Raw genomic sequence first — 22,728 nt, 5'->3', positions numbered from 1 at the left:
CTCCAACAACTGCCGCCGCTGGTCTGTGTCCCGCAGCTGCTTCTGCACGATGTCATGCACACTCTGCGGGGACCGCACCCCCACCACCCACCTCGGCCTGGCTTCAGGCATCACCCCACCTCACCACCCACGGGGGGACCACCTCCATCGCGAACACGCCTCCGACAAACGCTCCCACCCCGGAGGTTGTCGCCCTCCCCGCAACTGGACAAAAACCACCGGTCTGGCTTAATCGTTGCTGCAGCGTGGTTTTCGGGTGTTGACGTGCGTGGATGGGTGAATTCCCGTGTGTGTCGGTGTGTTCGGGAAAACTGGACACCATGAACGCCGGTGAGCGAGCTAAGCGGGACCTGAAGGTGTTGCAGCTGTGGGTGTCAGCTGAGGCAGGCGGGCCGAGGGTGGAGGTTGTGTTGAGGCCGAGGTGGGTGGTGGAGGCTGCGCTGAGGTGGGGTCGGCGGAGGTGGCTGGTCGGCGGAGGTGGGCTGGTTGGAGGTGGTCGGTGGAGGTGAGGCCGGCGGAGGTGGTCGCTGTCCCTGAGGTTGGTGGTGGAGGTCAGCTGAAGGCCCACGGTGCAGGTTGGTGGCAGGGCGGGCACCAAGGTGGCAGCGGAGAGGGTGGCCTGAAGGTTGCAGGTGGCCTGAGGCATGCAACTGAGGTGAGGCACACAGCTGAGGTGAGGCATGTGGTGGAGGTCATTTAGCGCAGTCCTGTTGAGCAAGCGGGGTTCCGTGGGACGGGAAGCACTCACCCGCTTGTGGCTAAACGAGTGAGGCCCTGGGCTTCCCGTCCCACGGAAGTCTTAGGCGGTCAACAGCCGAAAGGCGGCATCGTTGACGCTGTCGCTCCCAAACCTGGCGTACATGTACATGCCTCGCTGCCCTGTCGGACGCCGGTTGCTGCCAAATAGGTGTGGGATCAGTTCCACCGCGCTGCCGATCCGTTGGCTGATGACGAAGTTGGAGAAGTCGCCGTACAGCAGCACGGAGTCGTTGCCGGCCCCACCACCCAGCGACCCACTCATGTTGCTCAACTCATGGACCGGCTTGCCCGCAAGAGTGGGCTGATCGTTCCGTAGCTCAGGGAACACCAGCGACCCGTTCGCCGTCTCAAGTTGGCGAAGTTTGTTCAGGATCGCGAGATTTGCGCACCAGCGGGCGTTGGGCTGCCAGCGCGGCCCCAACGACGACTGCACGTTGTACACATCAGCGGCGGTCACCGTGTCAGCGGTGGCGGCGGCGACCACGCTGGACGTGCCGGTCAGGGCGGTGATGATGCCCGTGGGCATTCCGGTGCCGGACCCGGTGGTCAACGCGTCGTTGAGAAGCTGCAACATCCCGTCGCTTAGCAGCTTTCCGATCTCCGACACAAGTGTCGGCGCGTCCCCGGCCAACTCAATGGAAAACGGAATGAACGCTGCCCCCTTGTAGTTCGGGATGGCGGGTTCGGCCAAAGCTGGTGAGTCGTCGGAGACTTCGCTTGCCTCCGCATCCCAGGAAGCCTGGACGCCGGCACTGGACACTCCGTGCCAAATGTCGCTGACCGTCTGGATTACACGACTGATCTGCAACAGCGGATTCGAACTTCCCGCGTTCGTGATGATCACGCTGGGGTCCAACTCAAATGGCACTAGGAAGCCCCCGGCTGAATCCGTTAAGGACATGGCTCTCTGTTCTTGCTTAAGCCGGGACACCCGGTCATACGCGGCGCGTTCGGCCGGTGTCCACTCAAGGCTGGCCCGCGTTTCGCCGTAAAACACCAATTTCGCCCACGCCGACCTGTACTCAGGGCTGCCGGTGTCGGTCACCCATCGCGCCGCCCAGCTGCGCTCATGGTCGGGGCCGGTGTCCACAAGGCGCTCAACGACTTCGGCGCTGCGGGCGGCCAGGCCGCCCTTGACGGCACGCTCCAGCGCGCGAAGGGCACTATCCCGCTGGCCGCTGTGAAGGCGCTCGGCGACGGCGTCCTGGCCCGCGTAGGGGTCAACGCCACGGTCGATCTTCAGCGTTGCCGACCCCTCACCGGCAGCGCTCGCGATTACAGCGCAACGGTCCATGCGCTCCACGTGGCGCTGCAGTTCGGCGAATTCCGCGTCAGCTTCGGTGAATTCCTGCTCATCGGACTTGGACAGCCTGTGCTTGCCGGAAAGCTCGGTGATCCGCTCGTGCAATTCCACCATGCGCGCCGCAGCCGCATCCCTGGTGAGAGTTTCAATCGTCATTTCGTGTTCCTAGAGGTAAAGGGCTGCATGGGGTTTCGGGGGGACCGACGCGGCTCCCGCCACCACGCCAAGTAAGGGTGACGGGGCCACGCGGCAATTGCGTTCTGCTATCCACGCGAAATGGGTTTGGCCGCTAACCGGGCAGTGACCTGCGCGGGCGAACCGAATGCGAACCGGGCGTTGGCTTGCCAGCAGTCCGACCCCCCTGGGCCTTTCCGGTGGCGGCGCGATCCGTTGGGATCGGGCTGCACTTAGGCCGGTCGCAACACCACGATAACCCGCGAACCCGACAACCAGCCACCAACACGTCCATCGTCATTTCGGCGGTTTCCGTGAAAGCCGCGAATCCACCCAGTCATCCCGGTCACCGAAGAAACACAGTCCCAAATAGTCCTCGTCAGCAAGGCGTTCCAGCCCGCGCTGTTGGTCATCCATCAGATCGTCCAGCACTTCCATCTCGGCCAGCCGCCAGCGCTGGGCGTCGGTGCAGTGGTAGTACTCGTCATAGTTTTCTGGGTGATCGGTCATTGCGGTCCTTTCGGGTTGTGGTCACCAGCTTGCGTATACGCGCAACGCGCGGTGGGTGTGATCGAAGCGTTTGTGACAGGGCCGGCACATCGGCTGGTACCGGGCGGGGTCCAGGCTGTAGCGGCGGGGCGCGCCGTTGACTGTGCTGACCAGTTCGTCGGGATCGGCGTTGTCGTAGGCCCAATCCGCTGCTGGGCGTCCGCAATCACCCACGCACGGGTACGCCGACGCGCGGCCCCTGGCGGCCAGCACCCGCATGTGAGCGCCGCGATAGCCAATCACCCCAGGTTTGGTGCTCATGCGAGCTGCTGTCCGTGCCAGCACTGGGTGTCGTCGGGCAGGTAGCCGTCGTCGTCACATTCGTCGCAATCCGGAACGCCTGCCAAGCGATCCAAGAATCGGTTGCGTTCTTCACGGACACTGTCATCCAGTTGCCGTGAAGGTGGGTGTCCTGCCCGGTCGATGTTGGTTGATTTGAGAACCCTGTGGACCATTCCGCCGATCTGGGGTCTGGGTTTCTTCTCTTCCTCGCCCGCGCCGTTAGGCGCGTGTTCTTGTTCTTGGTTTTGAGTTTGATTTTTTGGGGGCGCCGCGTCAGCGCCGCTACGGGAGTCCGGGGAATCAATTGGTGCCTCGCGCGCCCACGCGCCCACGCGCGCGACCCCGTCAAGATAACCGTCAAGACAACCGTCAAGCCCGCCACCCTGGGTGGCGGCAGCTTGGCCCGATATGGCAGCAGCTTCAACGGATTTGGCGGCAGCTAGCTCCCGCCACCCTTGGACGGCGGGAGCTTCCGATTCAGCATCCGCCACCCTGGGTGGCGGCAGCTCCATTAGTTGATACGTGGACGCCATTGCCTTTTGATTGGGCGCTTTGTACCCGCGCTTCAACACGTCGATCAGCTTCAGGTCGCGTAGCTCCCGCACAGCGCGTTCTGCGCTCCGTGAGGAGCTACTGCCATAGATCGCGGCCTGTATCCACTCCCGCCGGACTGGCGCTTGCCGGGTTACGTGGTGGCACTTCTCGGCGATAGCAATCAGCGCATGGAACCCATTTGGTGACAAGCCCAATTCCCGTAATTGCTGTGCCGCCGCGATCACTTCACCGACCAGCTGCCCGCTCATCACGTACCGCCTGTCGCGCCGCCTCCACGTCGCCGGGTGCCGCTAGGATCAGAAGCGCCGGCCGTGTGGTGACGGCTGGTGGTGAAGGTGGTTTTGGCAACTACCGCTTCCGCGAAGGCCGGGTTCCAAACCCGGCCTTCGCTTTTGGGTGGACCGTTTGGCCGGTTGCGACTCCTCACTTTCGACCGGCCCGGAGGATGGCGGCGATGTGGTCGATTTGGGCGTCGGTCAATGAAGGACTTGCGTCAACGACTTTCTTGGCTTGTTCGGCCAGTCGTTCGGCTCGGATATCTCGGCGAAGTTCTTCCAGCTTTGGGTGGCCGGGGGGTAGGTCCTTGGATTGCCTGGCCAGCTGGCCGCGCTTCTGCTTCCAGGTTGTTGATTGGACGGACAACTTCTCACCTCGGAAATGAGGGCTGAGCCGCCTTGTGGGGCGGCTCTGAGAAGCTGGCGCGGGAATGCGCTGCTACGGGATACGGTGCCCGCTCGCTGGATTACACACTAACACTCTTAGCTGGCGTACTGGCGTAGCTGCGCGATGGTGAGTCGCTTCTCGTTGCGTTCTGCAAGCCGGTCCAGGATCGGACCCACCTTTTCCCATCGCAGGGTCAGGCCGGGAAGCACAAGGTAATACCGGCCATCCGGGCTGCTTTGCATCGGTGATGGTGTCTGGTGCCCTGGCCTGTACTTGTTGTCGGACTGAAGCATTCGGCGTCGCTGCTTGTCGCGCTGCGGCTTGTTCTCGGGTATCCAGCACTCTTCACCAGTGGCCCACGGTGCCAGCGCGCCTTGCGTGTGCTTGTACCAGCCGAACACGCACACCGTTCGACCGCGCTCATCTAGAAGCTTGATCTTGGGCCGACCGGGTTGGGGTAGCCAGTAGTCCGCAGTTGTCACTTAATCCCCTTGCTTCCAACGAATTTCGACCGTCTCGGGCCGAAATGTTCGTGTCCCACGACCGGGCAGATGTAATACCGGGGTCATTAGTGCCGCGATGATGTTGCGCCGCTGGGCCACGGTCAGACCGGCCCAGGTCTCCTCCACGTGTCCGCTGGCAACGATGGACAGCGGCGATGACGACCCAGCTGCGGCCAGCTTGGCCTCAATGTCCCCTAGGCGCTGACTGATTCGCTCGTTCATGGCGCGCCACCGCACTCGGTCAATGAGTCCAGTTGCGCGGTCCTGGTCGATGCCATCGCGCTCCCGACGCAGCTTGTCGGCCTCAGCCATCAGCTCGTCGGCGTCAGGCAACTCAGCGGCCCAAAGCCGCGCGGCAGCTGGCTGTTTCAGCTTTTCGACCACAACCATCTGCACGTACTCGTCCACCGGTTCGGACATGCGCGACACGTGGCGACCGCTGATGCACCGGTACATCGGACGGCCGTGCGCGGCCCCTCCACGGTGCACCGTTTGCCCGCAAGCCCCGCAAACCCCAACCCCCGTCAGCAGCCCCTTGGAGCCAGCAGGCCCAGTGTGCCTTCGCGGGTCGGTCAAAATACGCACTGCTGCCCGCCAGGTCGTCTCGTCAATGATGGCGTCCCACTGCGCTTTACCCACAATGCCCAGCTCCGGATTTTGACGGATCTTCGCCAGCTCCTCTGGCGTGCGGTATCGACGCAATCCGGCGTGCCGGGGATTGGTCAACACATCCTTGACCGTTCCCCGATACCAGCACTTGTCGCTTTGCGCCGGTTTCACGCCGGATGCGTTCCACCGCCGCGCGATCTCGCTCAACGACTCACCGCCCAACACATCGACATAGGCCGCCTTGATCATGGCGGCCTCCGTCTCGCGGATGGTGACACCGTCCTTCTCGTATCCGAACGGCCGGCGTCCGCCCACCCAGCGACCCGCCTTGGCCGCCTGAATCGCGGCAGATTGTTGCCGCGCTCCTTTTCGCTCCACTTCCCCCTGAGCCACCGACGAAAGGATGCGAGCGACCAACCTGCCGCCATCCGTGGACGTGTCCACGCCATCCGATGCGGTGACAATCGCAACCCCAGCCGCCTGGCACCGCTCAAGCGTGCTCTCAAGCTCGGAGAGCCGCCGCAACAGCCGGTCCATGTGGCGGGCAACGATGACGTCGAACTCCCCCGCATCAACTCCGGCCATCATCGCCGAAAACTGCGGGCGCGGTTTACGAGACAGCGCCGACACGTCGTTGTCCACGAACTCGCCCGCCAGGGTCCACCCGCGAGCCTCTATCAGTCGTCGAACGTCTTCGCGCTGGCGGTCGATGCCCAGGCCGGCGCCTGAGCGGTCAAGGGACTGGCGGAGGTAAACGGCGGCGCGCATGGCTCGACCATAACATCAGTTCCGCTATTTATGTTGCCACGCGACGCGCAAGGTACGGTCGACACCCCGGATGCTGAGCAGGCCACTGTCCAGCGACCTGCGTAACGGGTCCATTGCAGCGGTGCCAAGGCGGAATCTTTGCCGCAACAGAGACCCGCTTACTTCCGCATTCGTCCGAAATCCGTGTGGTCGCCAGCGCTCGGCGGCAGCACCCCTGGCCAGGGTCACCCGATGGCGAACCCGAGCCGTCGGCTCACCGCCCGACGCCGAAAATGCCCCTGCGCGTACCGGATTCATCTGCACCCGCAGGTCCACGCGATCCAGCAGGGGCCCGGACAACTTACCCAGGTACCGCCGTTTGACCGCCCCGGCACAGATGCAGTCCCGCGGGTCTGCCGGTGCGCATGGGCAGGGGTTGGCGGCCAGTATCAGCTGGAAGCGAGCCGGGTAACAGGCCACGCCGTCGCGGCGGGCCAGCCGAATTTCGCCGTCTTCCAGCGGAGTTCGCAATGCTTCCAGCGCTCTGACGCTGATTTCGGCGCATTCGTCGAGGAACAAGACGCCGCGATGGGCGCGGCTCACCGCACCCGGCCGGGCCATTCCCGAACCCCCGCCGACCAGTGCGGCGACGCTGGAACTGTGATGGGGCGCCACCAACGGCGGTCTGGTGATCAGCGGGGTATCACCCGACAGCAGGCCGGCCACCGAGTGAATCGCGGTGACCTCCAGCGACTCGCTGTCCGACAGCGGGGGCAGTATTCCCGGAAGACGTTGCGCCAGCATCGTTTTGCCCACACCGGGTGGCCCGGTCAACATGAGGTGATGTGCCCCGGCCGCAGCCACCTCGACGGCGAACCGCGCTTGAGACTGGCCCACCACGTCGGCCAGGTCCACTGAGGAATCCAACGGTGTTGCCGCCGAGTCGATCCTGTCCTCGAGGTGGGCCGAACCGTTGAGCCAGCTCTGCAATTGTCTCAGCGTGCGAACACCCCAGACGTCGATGCCGTCCACCAGGCTGGCCTCGGCCAGGTTGGCCGCGGGAACCACGACGGAGGGCCGGCCGTCCTGCTTGGCGGCCAGCACGGCGGGCAGCACGCCGCGTACCGGCCGGACCCGCCCGTCCAGCGACAACTCCCCCAACAGCACGCTCTTCTCCAACCGGTGCCAAGGCGTCTTGCGCTGCGCTGACAGCACCGCGGCGGCCAGGGCGATGTCGTAGACGGAACCCATTTTCGGCAGCGTCGCCGGTGACAATGCGAGCGTGAGGCGGGCTTGGGGCCAGTCGTTGCCGCAGTTGGTGACCGCCGCGCGGACGCGGTCGCGGGACTCCTGCAGGGCGGCGTCGGGCAAACCCACCAGATGCACGCCCGGCAGCCCCGAGGTGATGTCGGCTTCGATTTCCACGATCTCTCCGTCCAGTCCACGCACCGCAACCGAGAACGCGCGCCCCAGCGACATCAGCCGGCTCCCTGCAGGTGAGTGATCTCCGGGACGCGCCGGCGCCCGACCCGCACTCCGATCACATCGATGCGCACTGCCGCCCAGCCGCCGTCTTGGCCGGCCAGCCACAGCGCTGCCAACCGGCGCAATCTGCGTACCTTCCGTGGTGTGACGGCCTGGGCCAGCCCGCCGTAGCCGTCTCCGGTACGCGTCTTGACTTCGACGAACACCACGGTGTTCGTCATCGGATCGGACGCGATCAGATCCAGCTCGCCGTAGCGGCAACGCCAATTGCGGTCCAGGATTCGCAGGCCCATCTTCGTGAGGTGATCCGCCGCGAGCGCCTCACCCATCGCCCCGAGCTGGATTCGGGTCAGTGTCTTAGGGGTCGTCATGCGGGCCACGCTGCACGGCCGCGCCGACAACGCGTGTCGTCTGTGCCCTTCCAGTCCGGCGCCGCGGTGAGTTATCCCCAGTCGGGCGCCCATCCACAAGACACCGTCGTTGATTCTGCGGCTACGGCGCAAAAGTGCGAGAGAGCCCCGCCCTCAGCGCAAAGTCAACGCTCCCGCCGGGCTACTTCTTGCTGGGGATGATGATGACGACGATGAGCGTCAAGATGCTGAAGAACAGCCCGAGGATGCCCCAGCCCAGGGCGCTGCGTCCCTTCATCCCGGCGATCACCGCACAGATGATGGCGGCGATGATGCTGCCGATCGCGACGAAGATGCCTTTGATCCCGCGCAGGATCAGACCTGCTGCTTGGGGATTGTCTTGGGCGGCTAGAAGCAGTCCGTGCAGCATGGCCGTCTCCTCAGCTGGGTAAAGCCGTGTAAAGCGATACGATCGGCTACCCACGCACCGGCAATCCCAACCACCGTCTCAGCCGATCCGGTCCGCCCGGGTGTAGACGTTCATGGAGTCCTCCCGCAGGAATGCCACCAGGGTGATGCCGCACTCCTCGGCCAGCGAAACCGCCAGCGATGACGGCGCGGACACGGCGGCCAGCACCGGAATCCCGGCCAGCAGAGCCTTCTGCGTCAACTCGAACGACGCCCGCCCACTGACCAGCAGCACCGAGGCGCTCAGCGGTATCCGGTCATGTTCCAGCGCCCAGCCGATGACCTTGTCGACCGCGTTGTGCCTGCCGATGTCCTCGCGTACGGCGTGCATGATGCCGTCGACGCCGAACAGCGCCGCGGCGTGCAGCCCGCCGGTGCTGGCGAAGACCTTTTGGGCGCCCCGAAGCTGGTCGGGCATCGCCCGCAGCGTGGCGGCGGCGACGACGGCCGGATCGTCACCGGGTGAGAAAGGGCTGATCAGTCGCACGGCATCCAGCGCTGCCTTGCCGCAGACGCCGCACGACGACGTCGTGTAGAAGTTGCGGGTGATGTCGAGATCGGGCGGTTTGACGCCGGGCGCCAATGTCACGTCCAGCACGTTGTACGCGTTGACACCGTCCTCGCCGCGCCCGCCACAGTAGCGGATGCTCAGTATGTCGCCGCGGTCCGTGATGATCCCCTCGGTCAGCAGAAAGCCCTGCGCGAGTTCGATATCCGAGCCCGGCGTGCGCATGGTCACGGTGAGCGGGGCGTTGTTGACGCGGATCTCCAGCGGTTCCTCGACCACCAGGGTTTCGGGTCGGGTGACGGTTTCGCCGGCCGTCAGGTGCTTGACCCGCCGTCGTGAGATTACGTGCCGCATCGCGTCGTTTCGGCCGGGGCGGCGCGCAGGTCACGCGGGACCGAACGCTGGATCCTCACGCGCTCAACGTACCTCGCTGCCTCGGACCATCTCAGACTGAGGAAGCCAGCGCCGCCAGAGTCTGTGCCGACGAGTGCGACGGACGCCAGCCCAACTCCCGCTTGGCTTTGGTGGTATCCATCGCGACCGAGGTCCTCGCGGCGTGCAGCCATTCCAGCGCGGACGGCACGAACGGCAAGCGGGATAGCGCAGCCGAGGCCGCCGATGCGGCCGCGGCGGGAACCCGAATCGGACGGCCGCCCAGCGCCTTGGCCACGTCAGCGACGGTCACCAAGCCGTCGCCGGCGATGTTGTACGCCCCGGGCGGCGCGGGTGTAGTGGCCGCCAGCGCGATCGCGGTCGCAACGTCGTCGTGGTGGACCAGTTGCAACGGGATTCCAGGGTCCGGCACCACGGGCTTGAGCGCCGGCACCACCTTCGTGGCTGTTCGCACCGCAGCGGGCAGCTGATTCCACGGCATCGCTTCGGCTAGCGCGTGCGCCCCGGGCCCGGCGACGATACACGGCCGCAGCACGAAGACCTCCAGCGCAGACCCCTGGGTCACCTCGGCCAGAACACGCTCGCAGGCGGCCTTCTGCGCGGAGTAGTAGTGCTCCTCGGAGCCGCGCGCGGGAACGTCCTCTGTCAGCGGGACGGGGTTGTCGGAGTGGTACCCGTAGGCGGCGACCGACGAGGTGTAGACGAGCCGCCGTGGCCGCTGTGCGGCCGCGTTGGCCGCCACGGTGGCCTCGAACACGTTGCGGGTGCCCTGCAGGTTGACGCGTTCGCTTTCCTCCCGCGACCCCATGATGATGAACGCCAGGTGGACCACCACGTCGGCCTGCGCAACCAGTGCGTCCACGGCGTCGCGGTCGAGGATGTCGCCCTGCTGATAGCTGGTTTTGGTCCAGTCGCGCTGCGCCGGGTCGAACGGCCGACGCGCCATCCCGATGATCTTCTCGACGGCCGGTTCACGCTCGAGCGCCGTCACTGCAGAGATGCCGATTTCTCCGGTCGGCCCGGTGACCGCGACAGTCAAGCTCATCTGAGAGGGCCTTCCCACCCATACCGTCACCCAAACGAATGACTTCAAGTGTGTGTGCCGATAGGCCGGCGTGGCTATCCATGCTGGGACACGCCTACCGCGGAGGAATGACTATGAGGCCCATCGCACCTGCCGATTCCATGTTCTTGCTCGGCGAATCCCGCGAACACCCGATGCACGTCGGCAGCCTGCAGCTGTTCCAGCCGCCCGATGGTGCGGGCCTGGAGTTCGTGACCGACGCCTACCAGGCAATGCTCGGGTGCACCGACGTGCAGCCCACATTCCGTAAGCATCCCGCGTTCTTCGGTCCGGTCACCAACGTCGCGTGGACTTTCGACAGGGATGTCGAACTCGATTACCACTTCCGCCGGTCGGCGCTGCCCCGCCCCGGGCGGGTGCGTGAGCTGCTCGAGCTGGCCTCGCTGCTGCACGGCAGCCCACTCGACCGGCACCGGCCGCTGTGGGAAGGGCACTTGGTGGAAGGACTCAACGACGGCCGCTACGCGGTCTACACCAAGTTCCACCATTCGCTGATGGACGGCGTGTCGGCGCTGAAGTTGTTGCAGCGGGCATTCACCCCCGATCCGAAGGACGACGAGGTCCGGGTGCCATGGGCGCTCAAGCCGCGGCAGCGTCCCGACAAGGGTCGGCAATCGTCGCCGCTGGACATACTGACCAGGACGTTGGGGTCGTCGGCAGCTCTCGCCCCGTCGACGGTGTCGCTTGCGCGTGCCGCCCTGCTCGAGCAACAGCTCACCTTCCCCTTCCGGGCACCCAAGTCGATGTTCAACGTTCGCATCGGCGGTGCCCGGCGCATCGCCGCGCAATCGTGGGCGATCGACCGGATCAAGGCCGTGAAGGCCGCCGCCGACGTCACCTTCAACGACGTCGTGCTGGCGATGTCGGCGGGCGCGCTGCGCGCTTACCTGATCGAGCAGCATGCGCTTCCCGAGACGCCGCTGATCGCCATGGTCCCAGTGAGCTTGCGGAAGGAATCCGATGAAGGCGGCGGCAACATGGTGGGCACTGTCTTGTGCAACCTGCACACCGATGTCAAGGATCCCGCCAAACGCCTTGCCGGAATCAATGATTCGATGTGCGACAGCAAGCAGGTGTTCACAGGGTTGCCCCGAGCGCAGCAGCTGGCGCTGTCCGCCTTCATGACCGGCGGACTGTTCCTCGGGTTGATCCCGGGATTCATCCGCACCGCTCCCCCGCCGTTCAACATCGTGATCTCCAACGTGCCGGGAGCCCAGGAGCCGTTGTATTGGCGCGGCGCGCGCATGGTCGGCAACTACCCGCTGTCCATTGCGCTGGACGGCCAGGCAGTGAACATCACTGTCACAACGAACGCGCAGACTCTCGACTTCGGGCTCGTCGGGTGCCGGCGCAGCGTTCCGCACCTGCAGCGCCTGCTCGGGCACTTGGAGACCTCGCTGAAAGACCTGGAAATGGCCGTTGGCATATAACCGCCCGCCTGCTACCGATAGTCTCGGCCAATAGAACGGCCTGGACGGTGGCAGCAGAGGAAGAACATGGCGGCAGAAGCGAACGACGTGGAGTCACGGCCCGGCGGTACGACAGCGGATCCCGCGACCGTCTTCGCTGCGCTCGCCGAGATCATCTACCAGGGCTCAGATCCCTCTGAGGTATACGCCGCGATCTGTGTCGCGGCGACGCTGATCGTTTCCGGTTGCGACCACGCCAGCATGCTGGTACGCCGCGACGGCCGATATGTCACCGTCGGCGCCAGTGACCGCATCGCCCAGCACGTCGACGACTTGGAACGAGCAGCCGGCGACGGACCCTGCGTCGATGCCATCGAGGACGAGACCCCGCAGATCGAACCCGACCTGACCACGCCGTGCCTGTGGCCGAAACTGGCCGCCCGTCTGATCGACGAGACCCCGGTGCGCGGCGCGATGGGGTTCAGATTGCTGGTCGGCCGGCAGCACACCGGCGCCCTCAACCTGTTCAGCGACACGCCCAACGCTTTCGACAAGGAGTCCGCCGGACAAGCCACCGTGCTGGCATCGTTCGCGAGCGTGGCCATCAACGCGATCGGTCAGGGCGAAGACGCCGCCACGCTGCGCAGAGGGCTGCTCAGCAACCGGGAGATCGGCAAGGCCGTCGGCATGTTGATGCTGCTAAACAACACGTCCGAGGAGGATGCGTTCAACGTGCTGCGGCGTTACTCCCAGGACCTGAACATCAAGCTCGCCGACGTGGCCCGCACGGTCATCGAGCACCGCGGAAAGCCGACGTTCGAGGACGACAAGTCCCTCCCCAACACCTAGGACCGCTATTCGGGCAGCCGCAGCTCGGGCTTCTCGACCTCTTCGATGTTGACGTCTTTGAAGGTGACCACCCGCACCTGCTTGACGAACCGCGCCGGCCGGTACATGTCCCACACCCAGGCGTCGGCAAGACGCAGCTCGAAGTACACCTCCCCGTCGGCGTTGCGTGGCATCAACTCGACGCTGTTGGCCAGATAGAACCGCCGCTCGGTCTCCACGACGTAGCTGAACTGACCGACGATGTCCTTGTATTCGCGGTACAGCGAGAGCTCCATCTCGGTTTCATACTTTTCGAGATCTTCTGCGCTCATCTGCCACTCATCTGCTCAGACGTCCTTCTCGATGCCATTTTGCGCGGGCCGCATCCCATCTTTCCTCACCGCTATTCGGCACGCTCAGCGGGAGGGTCGGGTCTGAACTCGGCCACCAGCCGCGTGCCCGACCCGTTCGCCACCCGCCGGACATTGATGAACGAGTAGCGGTGCTCGGGGCAGGGCCCGAGCCGGGCCAGCGCCCGGCTGTGCGCCGGCGTGCAGTACCCCTTGTGTTCGGCGAAGCCGTAGCCGGGGTGCTCGGCGTCCATCGCCACCATCAACCGGTCCCGGCTGACCTTGGCCAGCACGCTGGCCGCGGCGATGCAGGCGGCAGCCGCGTCTCCGCCGACCACCGGCAGCGACGGAACCGCCAGCCCAGGCACCCGAAAACCGTCGCTGAGCACATAACCGGGCCGGAGCGACAACCCGGCCACGGCGCGTCGCATGCCTTCGATGTTCGCGATGTGCACGCCGCGCCGGTCGACCTCGACCGACGGGATGAACACCACGTGGTATGCCAGCGCATACCGGCGGATCAACGGGAACAGCCGCTCGCGCACCTTCTCGGTGAGCTTCTTCGAATCATCAAGGGCGGCAAGGCTTTCCAAGCGTCCGGGCCTGAGCACGCACGCGGCCACCACCAGCGGGCCGGCGCAGGCGCCGCGACCCACCTCGTCGACTCCGGCAACCGGGCCCAGGCCGCTTCGGTGCAGCGCCGATTCCAGGGTGCGCAATCCGGAAGCCTTGCGGATCACCGTCCGCGGCGGCCACGTCGTGGTCATGACTATTGACCGTGTTGGGGGTTCACCGAACCCACGCCACCCCATCGCGACGGCGGCCACACGATGAACCTGGTCTTGCCAATGACATTGGCAACGGGGACAGTGCCTTCCATCGGGTCGCCGGTGCACACCACGCCCCGGTCCCGGTCGACCGGGACGTCATCGCAATGGGCGCGCGAGTCCGCCGAGTGGGTGCGGTTGTCGCCCATCACCCATAATCGCCCCTCGGGGACTTTCACCGGACCGAATTGAACGTTGGTGCCTCCGATACCCGGGCAGGGGGGCAGCGGCAGATGCGCGGGATTGATGGTGGCCAGATCCACGTACGGCTCGTCGAGCCGCTTGCCGTCGACGGTCAACCCGGTGTCGTTTCGGCACTGCACAGTCTGCCCGCCGACCGCGATGACCCGCTTGACCAAGTCGTTCTCGTCGGGAGGCACGAAACCGATAAACGACAGCGCGTTCTGCATCCACCGCACCGCGGTGGTGGACGAGCGGATCGACTTGTAGTTCCTGTTCCAAGACGGCGGTCCGCGGAAGACGACGACGTCGCCCGGTTGCGGTGCGCCGAACCGGTACGTGACCTTGTCGACCATGATTCGGTCGCCGACACAGGTGGGACACCCGTGCAGCGTGGGCTCCATGGATTCCGATGGGATCAGGTAGGGCCGTGCCACGAACGTCAACACGAGGTAGTAGAGCGTTATCGCGATCACGGCCAGCAGCGCGAATTCCCGCACGGCCGACCGCTTCGACTCATCCTCTTCGGCTTCCTCGCCGCCCTTGTCCGCATGATCATCGGCGGCTTCCACCCCGGGGACCTCTGGTTCCGACGGTGGATCAGCTTCGGGCCGGTGTTCGGCTGACGAGTCCGTGGTTTCGGTCACGGGATCAGCGTAGCCAGCGCGGTGTGCACGCCTTCACACCGTGCAGGCGCCTCAGCGCTTCTCCTTGATCTTGGCCTTCTTGCCACGCAGCTCACGCAGGTAGTACAGCTTGGCGCGACGCACATCGCCACGAGTCACCACTTCGATGTGGTCGATGTTGGGCGAATGCACGGGGAACGTCCGCTCGACGCCGACGCCGTAGCTTTCCTTGCGCACCGTGAACGTCTCCCGGATACCGCCGCCCTGACGACGGATCACCACGCCCTTGAAAACCTGGATACGCTCTTTGGCGCCCTCGATGACCTTGACGTGCACGTTTACGGTGTCGCCCGGGTTGAAGGTCGGGATGTCGTCGCGCAGCGACGCCTGGTCGACGAAGTCCAGCCTGTTCATCGTAGAAGGCACTTCCTTGCGGTCGCGGCTCGCGGGCGGGCCGTCCACACGTCAAGTCGTGCGGCGGTGTCACCGAGCCGATGGGTTTCGGGCTTCTTGGCGTATCTCTCAGAGAGGCAACTGGCTTGATCGCGCAGAGTCGCGCACCCGGCCGGCCGACAACCGCTGGAGACAACCGGTCAATTGTGCCAGACACTGCGCATGCAGTGAAAATCACAGGAAATCCTGGCGGTTCGTGACCGGCGAAAGTCGCTGGTGAATGGTACATATGACTGATGCGAGTCCGGCCGCTGACGCTTATCACCGCCGCGGCGGCGGTGGTGTTGGTGGTAGTGGTGGCGTGCGAAGCGAAGGTGGAGGCAAAGACGCCGAGCCCAACCGTCAACAGCGCACCCGGCCGCAATCTGCAGCCCTCCCCCCAGCTGGCCGAACTACTGCTCCAAGTCATCTCCCGGCCCATGCCGCCCGATGCGCTGCCCTACGCCGGGCTCGGCGGATTGCAGGCACGCGTTCAGCGGGCGACCGATGAAGCCCTCGGCGCCGGTGCCACTCTGTCAATCGCCGTTCTCGACCGAGTCACCCATCAGCTGGTGTCCAACGGCGACGCCCAGATCGTCGGCACCGCGTCGGTGGCCAAGCTGTTCATCGCCGATGAGCTGCTGCTACGGGAATCCGAGGGCAAGGCCACGTTGAGCCCGGAGGATCGCCAGGCCCTCGACGCCATGTTGCGGTCTTCGGACGACGACGCCGCCCAGCGATTCTGGGATCAGGACGGCGGCGACGCCATCGTCACTCAGATCGCAAGCCGGTACGGACTGTCGTCCACCACCCCGGGTAGCGACGGTCGCTGGTGGAACACCATCAGCTCGGCCACCGACCTGGTTCGCTACTACGACCTGCTGCTCAGCGGATCGGGCGGCCTGCCGACGGAGCAGGCGGGGGTCATCCTCAACGACCTGGCCCAGTCCACCCCCACGGGCGTCGACGGCTATCCGCAGCGGTTCGGCATTCCGGACGGCCTGTACGCCGAACCGGTAGCGGTCAAGCAGGGCTGGATGTGCTGCATCGGCAGTGACTGGCTGCATCTGTCGACCGGGGTGATCGGCGCAGACCGGCGCTACGTCATGGTGATCGAGTCGCTGCAGCCCTCGGATGACGCCACCGCGCGCGAGACCATCACCCAGGCTGTCAAGACGATGTTCCCCAACGGCCGGATCTGACTCGCGAGCAGACGCAAAAGTACCTGAACTGCAACGGTTTTGGGTGCTTTTGCGTTCCCCCGCAAGCAGGAGGTGCCCCCAGCTCGTCACTCCAAAAGCTCCGGCCGTCGTTCGCGGGTGCGCTGCAGCGAGACCTCGCGACGCCAAGCGGCGATTCGCGCGTGGTCCCCGGACAGCAGCACATCGGGAACGTCCAGGCCACGCCAGCTCGGTGGCCGGGTATAGCTCGGCCCCTCGAGGAGCCCGTCGATGCCGGGTGAGTGTGAGTCGTCGCAGTGCGAGGCGGGGTTGCCCAGAACTCCCCCGAGCAGCCGCACCACCGCCTCGATCATCACCACGGCCGCCGACTCACCGCCGGGCAGCACATAGTCGCCGATCGAGACCTCTTCGACCCGCATCCGTCGTGCGGCGTCTTCGATGACGCGCTGGTCGATGCCTTCGTAGCGGCCGCACGCGAACACCAGATGTGTCTCGGCGCTCCAGCGCTGGGCGGTGGGCTGGGTGAACAGCGAACCGGCAGGGGTGGGAACGATCAGCAGCGTCTCGCCGGAACAGGTTTCGTCCAGCGCGTCCCCCCATACCGGCGCCTTCATCACCATGCCCGGGCCGCCGCCGTAGGGCGCGTCGTCCACCGAGTGATGCACGTCGTGCGTCCACCGCCGCAGGTCGTGCACCCGCAGGTCGACCAGACCCGCTGCAATCGCCTTGCCCGGCAACGACAGTCGCAGCGGCTCCAGGAAGGCCGGGAAGATGGTGATGACGTCGACGCGCACCGCTACCCCAGATCCAGCAGACCCTCGGGCGGGTCGATCTCGACCGTGCCGTCCGCCAGCGACACCGACGTGACGATCGCGGCGACGAACGGCACCAAAAGCTCTCCCGAATCGCGTTTGACCGCAAGCAGTTCGCCGGCGGCGGTGTGCAGCACCTCGGCTATCACGCCGAGATCCCGGCCCGTCGTCGTATAGACCCGCAGGCCTACCAATTGGTGGTCGTAGTAGGTGTCCGGCTCATCGATCGGCGGCAGTTCGTCGGAGTCGATGACGAACACGCTGCCGCGCAGCGCGTCGGCGGCATCACGGTCGGTCACTGCGGCCAATCGCACCAGCAGGCGCGCGCCATGCTCACGCACGCCCTCGATGACAAAGTCGCGCTCCCAGCGTGGTTCACGAGATGCCTTGGCGCGCAAGGTGTTACCGGGCGCGAAGCGGGTCTCGGGATCGTCGGTGCGGACCTCGACGACCAGTTCGCCGGTGACGCCGTGCGCTTTGACGACCCGCCCGACTACCAGTTCCACGAGCGCTCCATGAGCAGGACGTCGCTACTGGTCGGTGTCCACCACGTCGACGCGAATGCCCCGGCCACCGATACCGGCGACCAAGGTGCGCAGCGCGGTCGCGGTACGCCCGCCGCGACCGATCACCTTGCCCAGGTCGTCCGGATGAACATGGACCTCTACGGTGCGTCCACGCCGGCTGGTCACCATGTCGACCCGGACGTCGTCGGGGTTGTCGACGATTCCCCGGACCAGATGCTCGACGGCGTCGACGACGACGGTACTCATTGCGCCGGTCAGCTTTCGTTCGATGTGTCGGCCGGCTCGGCGCCCTCGGACTGCTCGGCGGGCGTTGCGGCCTTCTCAGGCTCGGCCTTTTCAGCCTTTTCAGGCTCGGAGGCGGGGGCCTCGTCGGCCTTGGCCTTCTTGGCCGGCGACTTCTTCTTCGGTTTGGCGGCCTCGGTAGTGGGACCGCCGTCGGCCTCTGCCAGCGCGGCGTTGAACAGCTCGAGCTTGCTGGGCTTTTCGGGCTTGACCTTCAGGGTGCCCTCGGCGCCGGGCAGACCCTTGAACTTCTGCCAGTCGCCGGTGATCTTCAGCAGCTTCAGGACCGGTTCGGTCGGCTGCGCCCCCACCGACAGCCAGTACTGGGCGCGCTCGGAGTTGATCTCGATGAGGCTGGGCTCTTCCTTGGGGTGGTAGCGACCGATGACCTCGATGGAGCGGCCGTCGCGGCGGGTGCGGGCATCGGCGACGGCGATGCGGTACTGAGGATTGCGGATTTTGCCAAGCCGCGTGAGCTTTATCTTCACAGCCATGGTTAAGCGATTTCTCCTGTAGGTGTCACGCTGCAATTCAGCGACCAGGGCGGGATGCCCGGATCCGGTTTTGCCTCGCGTTTCTGACCACTGTGCAACCGTAGTCGCGCAGCGGACAGCCGCCTATTGTGCCAGAACGCGGCCGCCGCGCAGAAATCTCACATGACCTTCTGAAAGCACTTGGTCTCGACGCGGCGGGTCATCCGCCAGCCCTCGGGTGTACGCACGAACTCGTCGTCGTACCAGAGGCCGCAGAACAGGATCTTGTCTGAGTCGCCGCCGAGCACCATCGGGTTGAAGCAGATCACGCGCGAGGACGCGGTGTCACCGTCGATGCGTACGGAAAAGTTGCCCAGCATGTGCGCATACACCGGGAAGTTCGGCAGCACCTGCGACAGCCATTGCTTCACCTCGGGGTATCGGCCCTCGATGCCGCCCAGGGCGGTGTAGTCGATGTAGGCATCGGGGGTGAACACCTTGTCCAGGTCGTCGAATCGGCGCTGGTCAATGGCGGTGGAGTAGTCCACCAGCAGCTGCTGGATCTCCAGCCGATCCGAGATCTGTTCCAGGCTCAGCATGTCGTCGATTGAACACGATGCGCGCCGGGCTGGCCCAGCGGGACAGACCGGGCCGCGCTGCGGAAGCGGCTCGGACTGCAGCCGAACCACCGCCGGCACGAGCGGGTGAGCACGCTCTGCTCGGCGTAGCCGAGTTCCCGGGTCAGGTGCGACAGGCTGATGTCGGTGTCGCGCAGGTAGTGTTCGGCGGTTTCGCGGCGCACGCTGTCGATGAGCTCGCCGAAGGTGGTTTTCTCCGCGGACAGGCGGCGGTGCAGCGCCCTGGGGTGCAGATCGAACTGGGCAGCGACCAGCTCGAGGCTGGCGGTGCCGGTGGGCAGAAGTTGGCGGACCATGGTGCGCACCGAGTGAGTCATGCCTGGCTGATGCGTGGTGATCCCGGTCAGGTACTGCACGACCGCTTGATGGGCGAGCGTGTCCGGGTTGAGCGAGCGCGTGAGATCGGCGGCGCGAAAGGTGAAGCCCGCCGTTGGCTGCGTGAAGCAGGGCCGGCAGCCGAAGTAGGCCAGATAGTCGGCGGCCGCGGTGAGTGGCTGGTGCGGTAGGTGCACGGTCAAGGGTGCGTACTGCGCGCCGAGCAGGAATCGTATTATCCGCAGTGACACCCCGAGGGACAGTTCGGTGGTCTGTGGGTGTGGCGGCGGGCGCTCGATCAAGATCTCGAATGCGTAGAACGACTGGCCGACCCCTGGGCCCGGGCCGATCCGCGCAGAGATGGCCGGGCTGTAGGCGCTCAGGAAGGTTTCGGTAATCGTGAAGGCGTCGCCGACGGTGGCCGCGGTGCGCGCGGCCACCCCGAGCGGGCCAAGAATCTCGATGCCCTGCCGCAGCGCCAGCCGCCGGCCGAAATCGGGCGTCGCCGTCGCCGCGGCTGCGGTCTCGATGGCCACGATGATGCTGCGGTAGGGCAGAAACACTTCATGTTCGCCGACGTCTTCGGGCCGGATGCCGGCGGCGCGCAGCAACTCGGCCGGATCGCCGCCGAGTTCGGCGACCAGGCGCGGATAACCCGACAGCGACGTCCCCCGCACCACCGACATGTCAACAAATGTCAAATAATCGTCCGCAACTGTCAAGACTCCGGCGCCGTCGGGGCCGCATGCTGGGAGCCAACGAGCCGCCCAGAAAGGAACGTCCCCCCATGAGCTTCGACACCGTGATCCGCAACGGCCGCTGGTTCGACGGCACCGGCGCGCCGTCGGCGATCCGCCACATCGGTATCCGCGATGGTCACGTCGTGGCCATCAGCGCAGTGCCGCTCGACGAATCGGGCTGCCCGCAGGTCATTGACGCCGAGGACAAGTGGGTGCTGCCCGGCATGGTCGACATCCATACCCACTACGACGTCGAGGTGCTTGGCGCTCCGTCGCTGTCGGAGTCGCTGCGTCACGGGGTGACGACGGTGATGGTGGGTTCGTGCTCGCTCTCGACCATCCACGTCGGCGCCGAAGACGCCGGTGACCTGTTCGGCCGGGTGGAGGCGATCCCGCGCGAGCACGTCATCGGCACGGTCGAGCGCCACAAGACCTGGAGCACCTGCGAGGAGTACATCGCCGCGCTGGAGGCACGGCCCTTGGGGCCGAATGTCGCTGCGTTCATTGGGCATTCGGACATGCGGGCCGCGACGATGGGCCTGGACCGCGCCACCGGAAAGGAGGTGCGCCCGAGCAAGGCCGAGCAGGCTCGAATGGAGCAAATGCTCGCCGAGGCGTTACGGGCCGGGTTCGTCGGCATGTCGTCACAGCAACTGCTTTTCGACAAGCTCGACGGCGAGATCTGCCGCTCGCGCACCCTGCCGTCGACGTACGCGAAACCGCGGGAGCTGCGCCGGCTGAAGTCCCTGCTGCGACGCAGCGGGCGGGTGCTGCAGGCGGGTCCCGACATCCAAAACCCGCTGAATGTCGGATCCCAGGTGGTGCAGTCGCTGGGCATCTTCCGCCGGCCGCTGAAGACCAGTCTGCTTTCGGCAGCGGACATCAAGGCCAACCCGTGGCTGATCGCCGCGATGGGTCCGGCGGCCCGGCTCGTCAACAAGTTGGGCGGAAACTTCCACTGGCAGCACCTGCCGGTGCCATTCGAGGTGTACGCCGACGGCATCGACCTGGTGATCTTCGAGGAGTTCGGCTCCGGCGCGGCGGCGATGCATCTGAAAGAACAACTGGACGAGCGTAACGACCTGCTGCGCGACCAGGACTACCGTCGGCGGTTCCGCAAAGACTACGACAACAAGTACGGGCTGCGGGTGTGGCACCGGGACTTCTTCGACGCCGAAATCGTCGCATGTCCCGATGCGTCCGTCATCGGAAAGTCGTTCGGGCAGGTCGGACTTGACCGCGGCGGGCTGCATCCCGTCGACGTCTTCCTGGACCTGGTCGTCGAGCACGGCACCGCCCTGCGGTGGCGCACCACCATCTCCAACCACCGCCCCGAGGTGCTCAAGAAGATGGCCCGCGACAAGGGCATCCAGATGGGGTTCTCCGATGCCGGCGCACACCTGCGCAACATGGCGTTCTACAACTTCGGGCTGCGGCTGCTGCGCCACGTCCACAACGCCCAGCAGGCCGGCACGCCATTCCTGACCATCGAGCAGGCGGTGCACCGGCTCACTGGCGAACTGGCCGACTGGTACCAGCTCGACGCCGGCCATCTGCGGATGGGCGACCGCGCCGACCTGGTGATCGTCGACCCCGCACACCTCGATGACTCGCTCGACAGCTACGCCGAACAGCAGGTCGAGCAGTACGGCGGACTGTCGCGGATGGTCAACCGCAACGACGACACCGTCAGCGCCGTGTTCGTCGCAGGGCGCGCGGTCTTCCTCAACGGAGAGCCCACCGAGGTGGTCGGCACGCAGCGCACCGGCAGCTTCCTGCGCGCCGACACGCCGGCCCCGGCGATCAGCCGGACCGCGGCCGAGCCGGTGGTCAGCGTTGTCTAGCAAGAAATAGCCCTCCCCGGGCCGGGAAGTTAGACTCTGCGCCCATGCGAAAGCTCATGGTCATCGCCGCTGCGCTGGTGGCGGCCGCCGTCGTCGGCGCCGGGACCGCATCTCCGATTTCGAGGGCCGACACTGCTGTTCAGCCGGCCGGCTCGGTGCCGATCCCGGACGGCCCGGCCCAGACCTGGATCGTTGCCGACCTCGACAGCGGCCAGGTGCTGGCCGACCGCGACCAGAACGTGGCCCACCCGCCCGCGAGCACCATCAAGGTGCTGCTGGCGCTGGTGGTCCTGGACGAGCTGGACCTCAACTCCAGCGTCGTCGCCGAGGTCGCGGACACCCAGGTCGAATGCAACTGCGTCGGCGTCAAGCCTGGCCGCACCTATACGGCGCGCCAGCTGCTCGACGGCCTGCTGCTGGTTTCGGGCAACGACGCCGCCAACACGCTGGCACACATGCTGGGCGGCCAGGACGCCGCCGTCGCCAAGATGAACTCCAAAGCGGCGGCCCTCGGCGCTGTGACCACCCAGGCCGCCACTCCGTCCGGTCTGGACGGGCCCGGCGGCTCGGGGTGGTCCACGGCGCACGACCTGGCCGTCATCTTCCGGGCCGCGATGGCCAATCCGGTGTTCGCGCACATCACCGCCGAGCCGTCGGCGATGTTCCCCGGCGATCACGGTGACCAGCCGATCCTCAACCAGGACGAGCTGTTGCAGCGCTACCCGGGCGCGATCGGCGGCAAGACGGGATTCACCAACGCCGCCCGCAAGAATCCGGGCTTTTAGGCCGAGCAGACGTAAAATCCCCCAATCTCGCGCTGAAACGGGGGATT

The 22,728-nt window shown here is 65.8% G+C and carries 24 protein-coding genes and 3 pseudogenes; 5 read left to right on the top strand and 22 right to left on the bottom strand.

What is annotated here, in order from left to right; genetic code table 11:
- Positions 1 to 799: 799 nt before the first annotated feature.
- From A9W99_RS12790 to A9W99_RS12735, 12 genes and pseudogenes are all read right to left on the bottom strand, one after another.
- Positions 800 to 2,218: a phage major capsid protein gene (locus A9W99_RS12790; protein ID WP_067377902.1), complete on the bottom strand. Its 1,419-nt coding sequence runs from the start codon at positions 2,216 to 2,218 to the stop codon at positions 800 to 802.
- Between the two features lie 315 nt (positions 2,219 to 2,533).
- Positions 2,534 to 2,746 carry a hypothetical protein gene (locus tag A9W99_RS12785; RefSeq protein ID WP_067377899.1) on the bottom strand — a complete coding sequence of 71 codons (213 nt, stop codon included), beginning with the start codon at positions 2,744 to 2,746 and terminating at the stop codon, positions 2,534 to 2,536.
- Positions 2,747 to 2,767: 21 nt separating this feature from the next.
- Positions 2,768 to 3,046 (bottom strand): hypothetical protein, encoded by a 279-nt coding sequence (locus A9W99_RS12780; protein WP_156623081.1) that lies wholly within the window; start codon positions 3,044 to 3,046, stop codon positions 2,768 to 2,770.
- On the bottom strand, positions 3,043 to 3,870 hold the full coding sequence (locus tag A9W99_RS26575) for a hypothetical protein (RefSeq protein ID WP_156623080.1): 828 nt from the start codon (positions 3,868 to 3,870) through the stop codon (positions 3,043 to 3,045). The genes A9W99_RS12780 and A9W99_RS26575 overlap by 4 nt, the downstream gene beginning before the upstream one ends.
- Positions 3,871 to 4,045: 175 nt before the next feature.
- Complete coding sequence (locus tag A9W99_RS26570; protein ID WP_156623079.1) at positions 4,046 to 4,264, bottom strand: hypothetical protein; 219 nt, start codon at positions 4,262 to 4,264, stop codon at positions 4,046 to 4,048.
- A 116-nt stretch (positions 4,265 to 4,380) separates the two neighbouring features.
- The gene (locus tag A9W99_RS12765; RefSeq protein ID WP_067377888.1) at positions 4,381 to 4,767 is read right to left on the bottom strand and encodes a hypothetical protein; all 387 of its coding nucleotides are present in this window, start codon (positions 4,765 to 4,767) and stop codon (positions 4,381 to 4,383) included.
- Positions 4,768 to 6,165: a recombinase family protein gene (locus A9W99_RS12760; RefSeq protein ID WP_067377885.1), complete on the bottom strand. Its 1,398-nt coding sequence runs from the start codon at positions 6,163 to 6,165 to the stop codon at positions 4,768 to 4,770.
- Positions 6,166 to 6,201: 36 nt separating this feature from the next.
- Positions 6,202 to 7,623 (bottom strand): annotated as a pseudogene (locus tag A9W99_RS12755) (YifB family Mg chelatase-like AAA ATPase); the annotation flags it as partial.
- Positions 7,623 to 8,000 carry a YraN family protein gene (locus tag A9W99_RS12750; RefSeq protein ID WP_067377882.1) on the bottom strand — a complete coding sequence of 126 codons (378 nt, stop codon included), beginning with the start codon at positions 7,998 to 8,000 and terminating at the stop codon, positions 7,623 to 7,625. The gene A9W99_RS12750 and the pseudogene A9W99_RS12755, both read right to left, overlap by 1 nt.
- Before the next feature lie 181 nt (positions 8,001 to 8,181).
- Positions 8,182 to 8,409, bottom strand: a complete 228-nt coding sequence (locus A9W99_RS12745) for a deoxyribodipyrimidine photolyase (protein WP_067377879.1) — start codon at positions 8,407 to 8,409, stop codon at positions 8,182 to 8,184.
- 78 nt (positions 8,410 to 8,487) lie between these two features.
- The gene (gene fdhD / locus A9W99_RS12740; protein ID WP_067377876.1) at positions 8,488 to 9,309 is read right to left on the bottom strand and encodes a formate dehydrogenase accessory sulfurtransferase FdhD; all 822 of its coding nucleotides are present in this window, start codon (positions 9,307 to 9,309) and stop codon (positions 8,488 to 8,490) included.
- A 91-nt stretch (positions 9,310 to 9,400) separates the two neighbouring features.
- Entirely contained in the window at positions 9,401 to 10,393 is a 993-nt protein-coding gene (locus A9W99_RS12735) for an NAD-dependent epimerase/dehydratase family protein (protein ID WP_067377873.1), read from the bottom strand.
- 113 nt (positions 10,394 to 10,506) lie between these two features.
- Between A9W99_RS12735 and A9W99_RS12730 the strand changes: the two genes are divergently transcribed.
- Positions 10,507 to 11,862, top strand: a complete 1,356-nt coding sequence (locus A9W99_RS12730; protein ID WP_067377908.1) for a wax ester/triacylglycerol synthase family O-acyltransferase — start codon at positions 10,507 to 10,509, stop codon at positions 11,860 to 11,862.
- Positions 11,863 to 11,928: 66 nt separating this feature from the next.
- Positions 11,929 to 12,690, top strand: a complete 762-nt coding sequence (locus A9W99_RS12725; RefSeq protein WP_067377870.1) for a GAF and ANTAR domain-containing protein — start codon at positions 11,929 to 11,931, stop codon at positions 12,688 to 12,690.
- Between the two features lie 5 nt (positions 12,691 to 12,695).
- Here the strand turns inward: A9W99_RS12725 and A9W99_RS12720 are convergent, their stop codons facing one another.
- The 4 genes and pseudogenes from A9W99_RS12720 to rplS form a co-directional block, all read right to left on the bottom strand.
- On the bottom strand, positions 12,696 to 13,001 hold the full coding sequence (locus tag A9W99_RS12720; protein WP_067243032.1) for a DUF2469 domain-containing protein: 306 nt from the start codon (positions 12,999 to 13,001) through the stop codon (positions 12,696 to 12,698).
- Positions 13,002 to 13,008: 7 nt separating this feature from the next.
- Positions 13,009 to 13,786: pseudogene (locus tag A9W99_RS12715) on the bottom strand (ribonuclease HII).
- A 2-nt stretch (positions 13,787 to 13,788) separates the two neighbouring features.
- Positions 13,789 to 14,673, bottom strand: coding sequence for a signal peptidase I (gene lepB, locus A9W99_RS12710; RefSeq protein ID WP_067377865.1), 885 nt, complete (start codon positions 14,671 to 14,673; stop codon positions 13,789 to 13,791).
- A 51-nt stretch (positions 14,674 to 14,724) separates the two neighbouring features.
- Positions 14,725 to 15,066: a 50S ribosomal protein L19 gene (rplS, locus tag A9W99_RS12705; protein ID WP_067377905.1), complete on the bottom strand. Its 342-nt coding sequence runs from the start codon at positions 15,064 to 15,066 to the stop codon at positions 14,725 to 14,727.
- Positions 15,067 to 15,341: 275 nt separating this feature from the next.
- Between rplS and A9W99_RS12700 the strand changes: the two genes are divergently transcribed.
- Positions 15,342 to 16,286, top strand: coding sequence for a hypothetical protein (locus A9W99_RS12700; RefSeq protein ID WP_067377862.1), 945 nt, complete (start codon positions 15,342 to 15,344; stop codon positions 16,284 to 16,286).
- An 86-nt stretch (positions 16,287 to 16,372) separates the two neighbouring features.
- Here A9W99_RS12700 and trmD read toward each other — a convergent pair whose 3' ends face one another.
- From trmD to A9W99_RS12670, 6 genes are all read right to left on the bottom strand, one after another.
- On the bottom strand, positions 16,373 to 17,059 hold the full coding sequence (gene trmD / locus A9W99_RS12695; protein WP_067377859.1) for a tRNA (guanosine(37)-N1)-methyltransferase TrmD: 687 nt from the start codon (positions 17,057 to 17,059) through the stop codon (positions 16,373 to 16,375).
- A 2-nt stretch (positions 17,060 to 17,061) separates the two neighbouring features.
- Positions 17,062 to 17,583, bottom strand: a complete 522-nt coding sequence (gene rimM / locus A9W99_RS12690; protein WP_067377856.1) for a ribosome maturation factor RimM — start codon at positions 17,581 to 17,583, stop codon at positions 17,062 to 17,064.
- A gap of 24 nt (positions 17,584 to 17,607) precedes the next feature.
- Positions 17,608 to 17,850: an RNA-binding protein gene (locus A9W99_RS12685; RefSeq protein WP_003878715.1), complete on the bottom strand. Its 243-nt coding sequence runs from the start codon at positions 17,848 to 17,850 to the stop codon at positions 17,608 to 17,610.
- Positions 17,851 to 17,858: 8 nt separating this feature from the next.
- Entirely contained in the window at positions 17,859 to 18,380 is a 522-nt protein-coding gene (rpsP, locus tag A9W99_RS12680) for a 30S ribosomal protein S16 (protein WP_067377853.1), read from the bottom strand.
- Between the two features lie 158 nt (positions 18,381 to 18,538).
- A complete protein-coding gene (locus A9W99_RS12675; protein WP_067377850.1) occupies positions 18,539 to 18,958 on the bottom strand; it encodes a nuclear transport factor 2 family protein in 420 nt (139 codons plus the stop codon).
- Positions 18,952 to 19,998 carry an AraC family transcriptional regulator gene (locus tag A9W99_RS12670; RefSeq protein WP_067377847.1) on the bottom strand — a complete coding sequence of 349 codons (1,047 nt, stop codon included), beginning with the start codon at positions 19,996 to 19,998 and terminating at the stop codon, positions 18,952 to 18,954. The genes A9W99_RS12675 and A9W99_RS12670 overlap by 7 nt, the downstream gene beginning before the upstream one ends.
- Before the next feature lie 101 nt (positions 19,999 to 20,099).
- Here A9W99_RS12670 and A9W99_RS12665 point away from each other — a divergent pair, with 101 nt between their 5' ends.
- Together A9W99_RS12665 and A9W99_RS12660 are read left to right on the top strand one after the other, a co-directional pair.
- The gene (locus tag A9W99_RS12665; RefSeq protein ID WP_067377844.1) at positions 20,100 to 21,896 is read left to right on the top strand and encodes an amidohydrolase family protein; all 1,797 of its coding nucleotides are present in this window, start codon (positions 20,100 to 20,102) and stop codon (positions 21,894 to 21,896) included.
- 44 nt (positions 21,897 to 21,940) lie between these two features.
- Positions 21,941 to 22,666, top strand: a pseudogene (locus tag A9W99_RS12660) (D-alanyl-D-alanine carboxypeptidase family protein); the annotation flags it as partial.
- Positions 22,667 to 22,728 lie beyond the last annotated feature (62 nt).

The sequence above is a fragment of the Mycobacterium sp. 1164966.3 genome, from assembly GCF_001665395.1.
In the GTDB taxonomy this organism is placed as follows: Bacteria; Actinomycetota; Actinomycetes; order Mycobacteriales; family Mycobacteriaceae; genus Mycobacterium.
The sequence above is the reverse complement of the archived record's forward strand: the minus strand, read 5'-3'. Positions and strand labels throughout refer to the sequence as shown.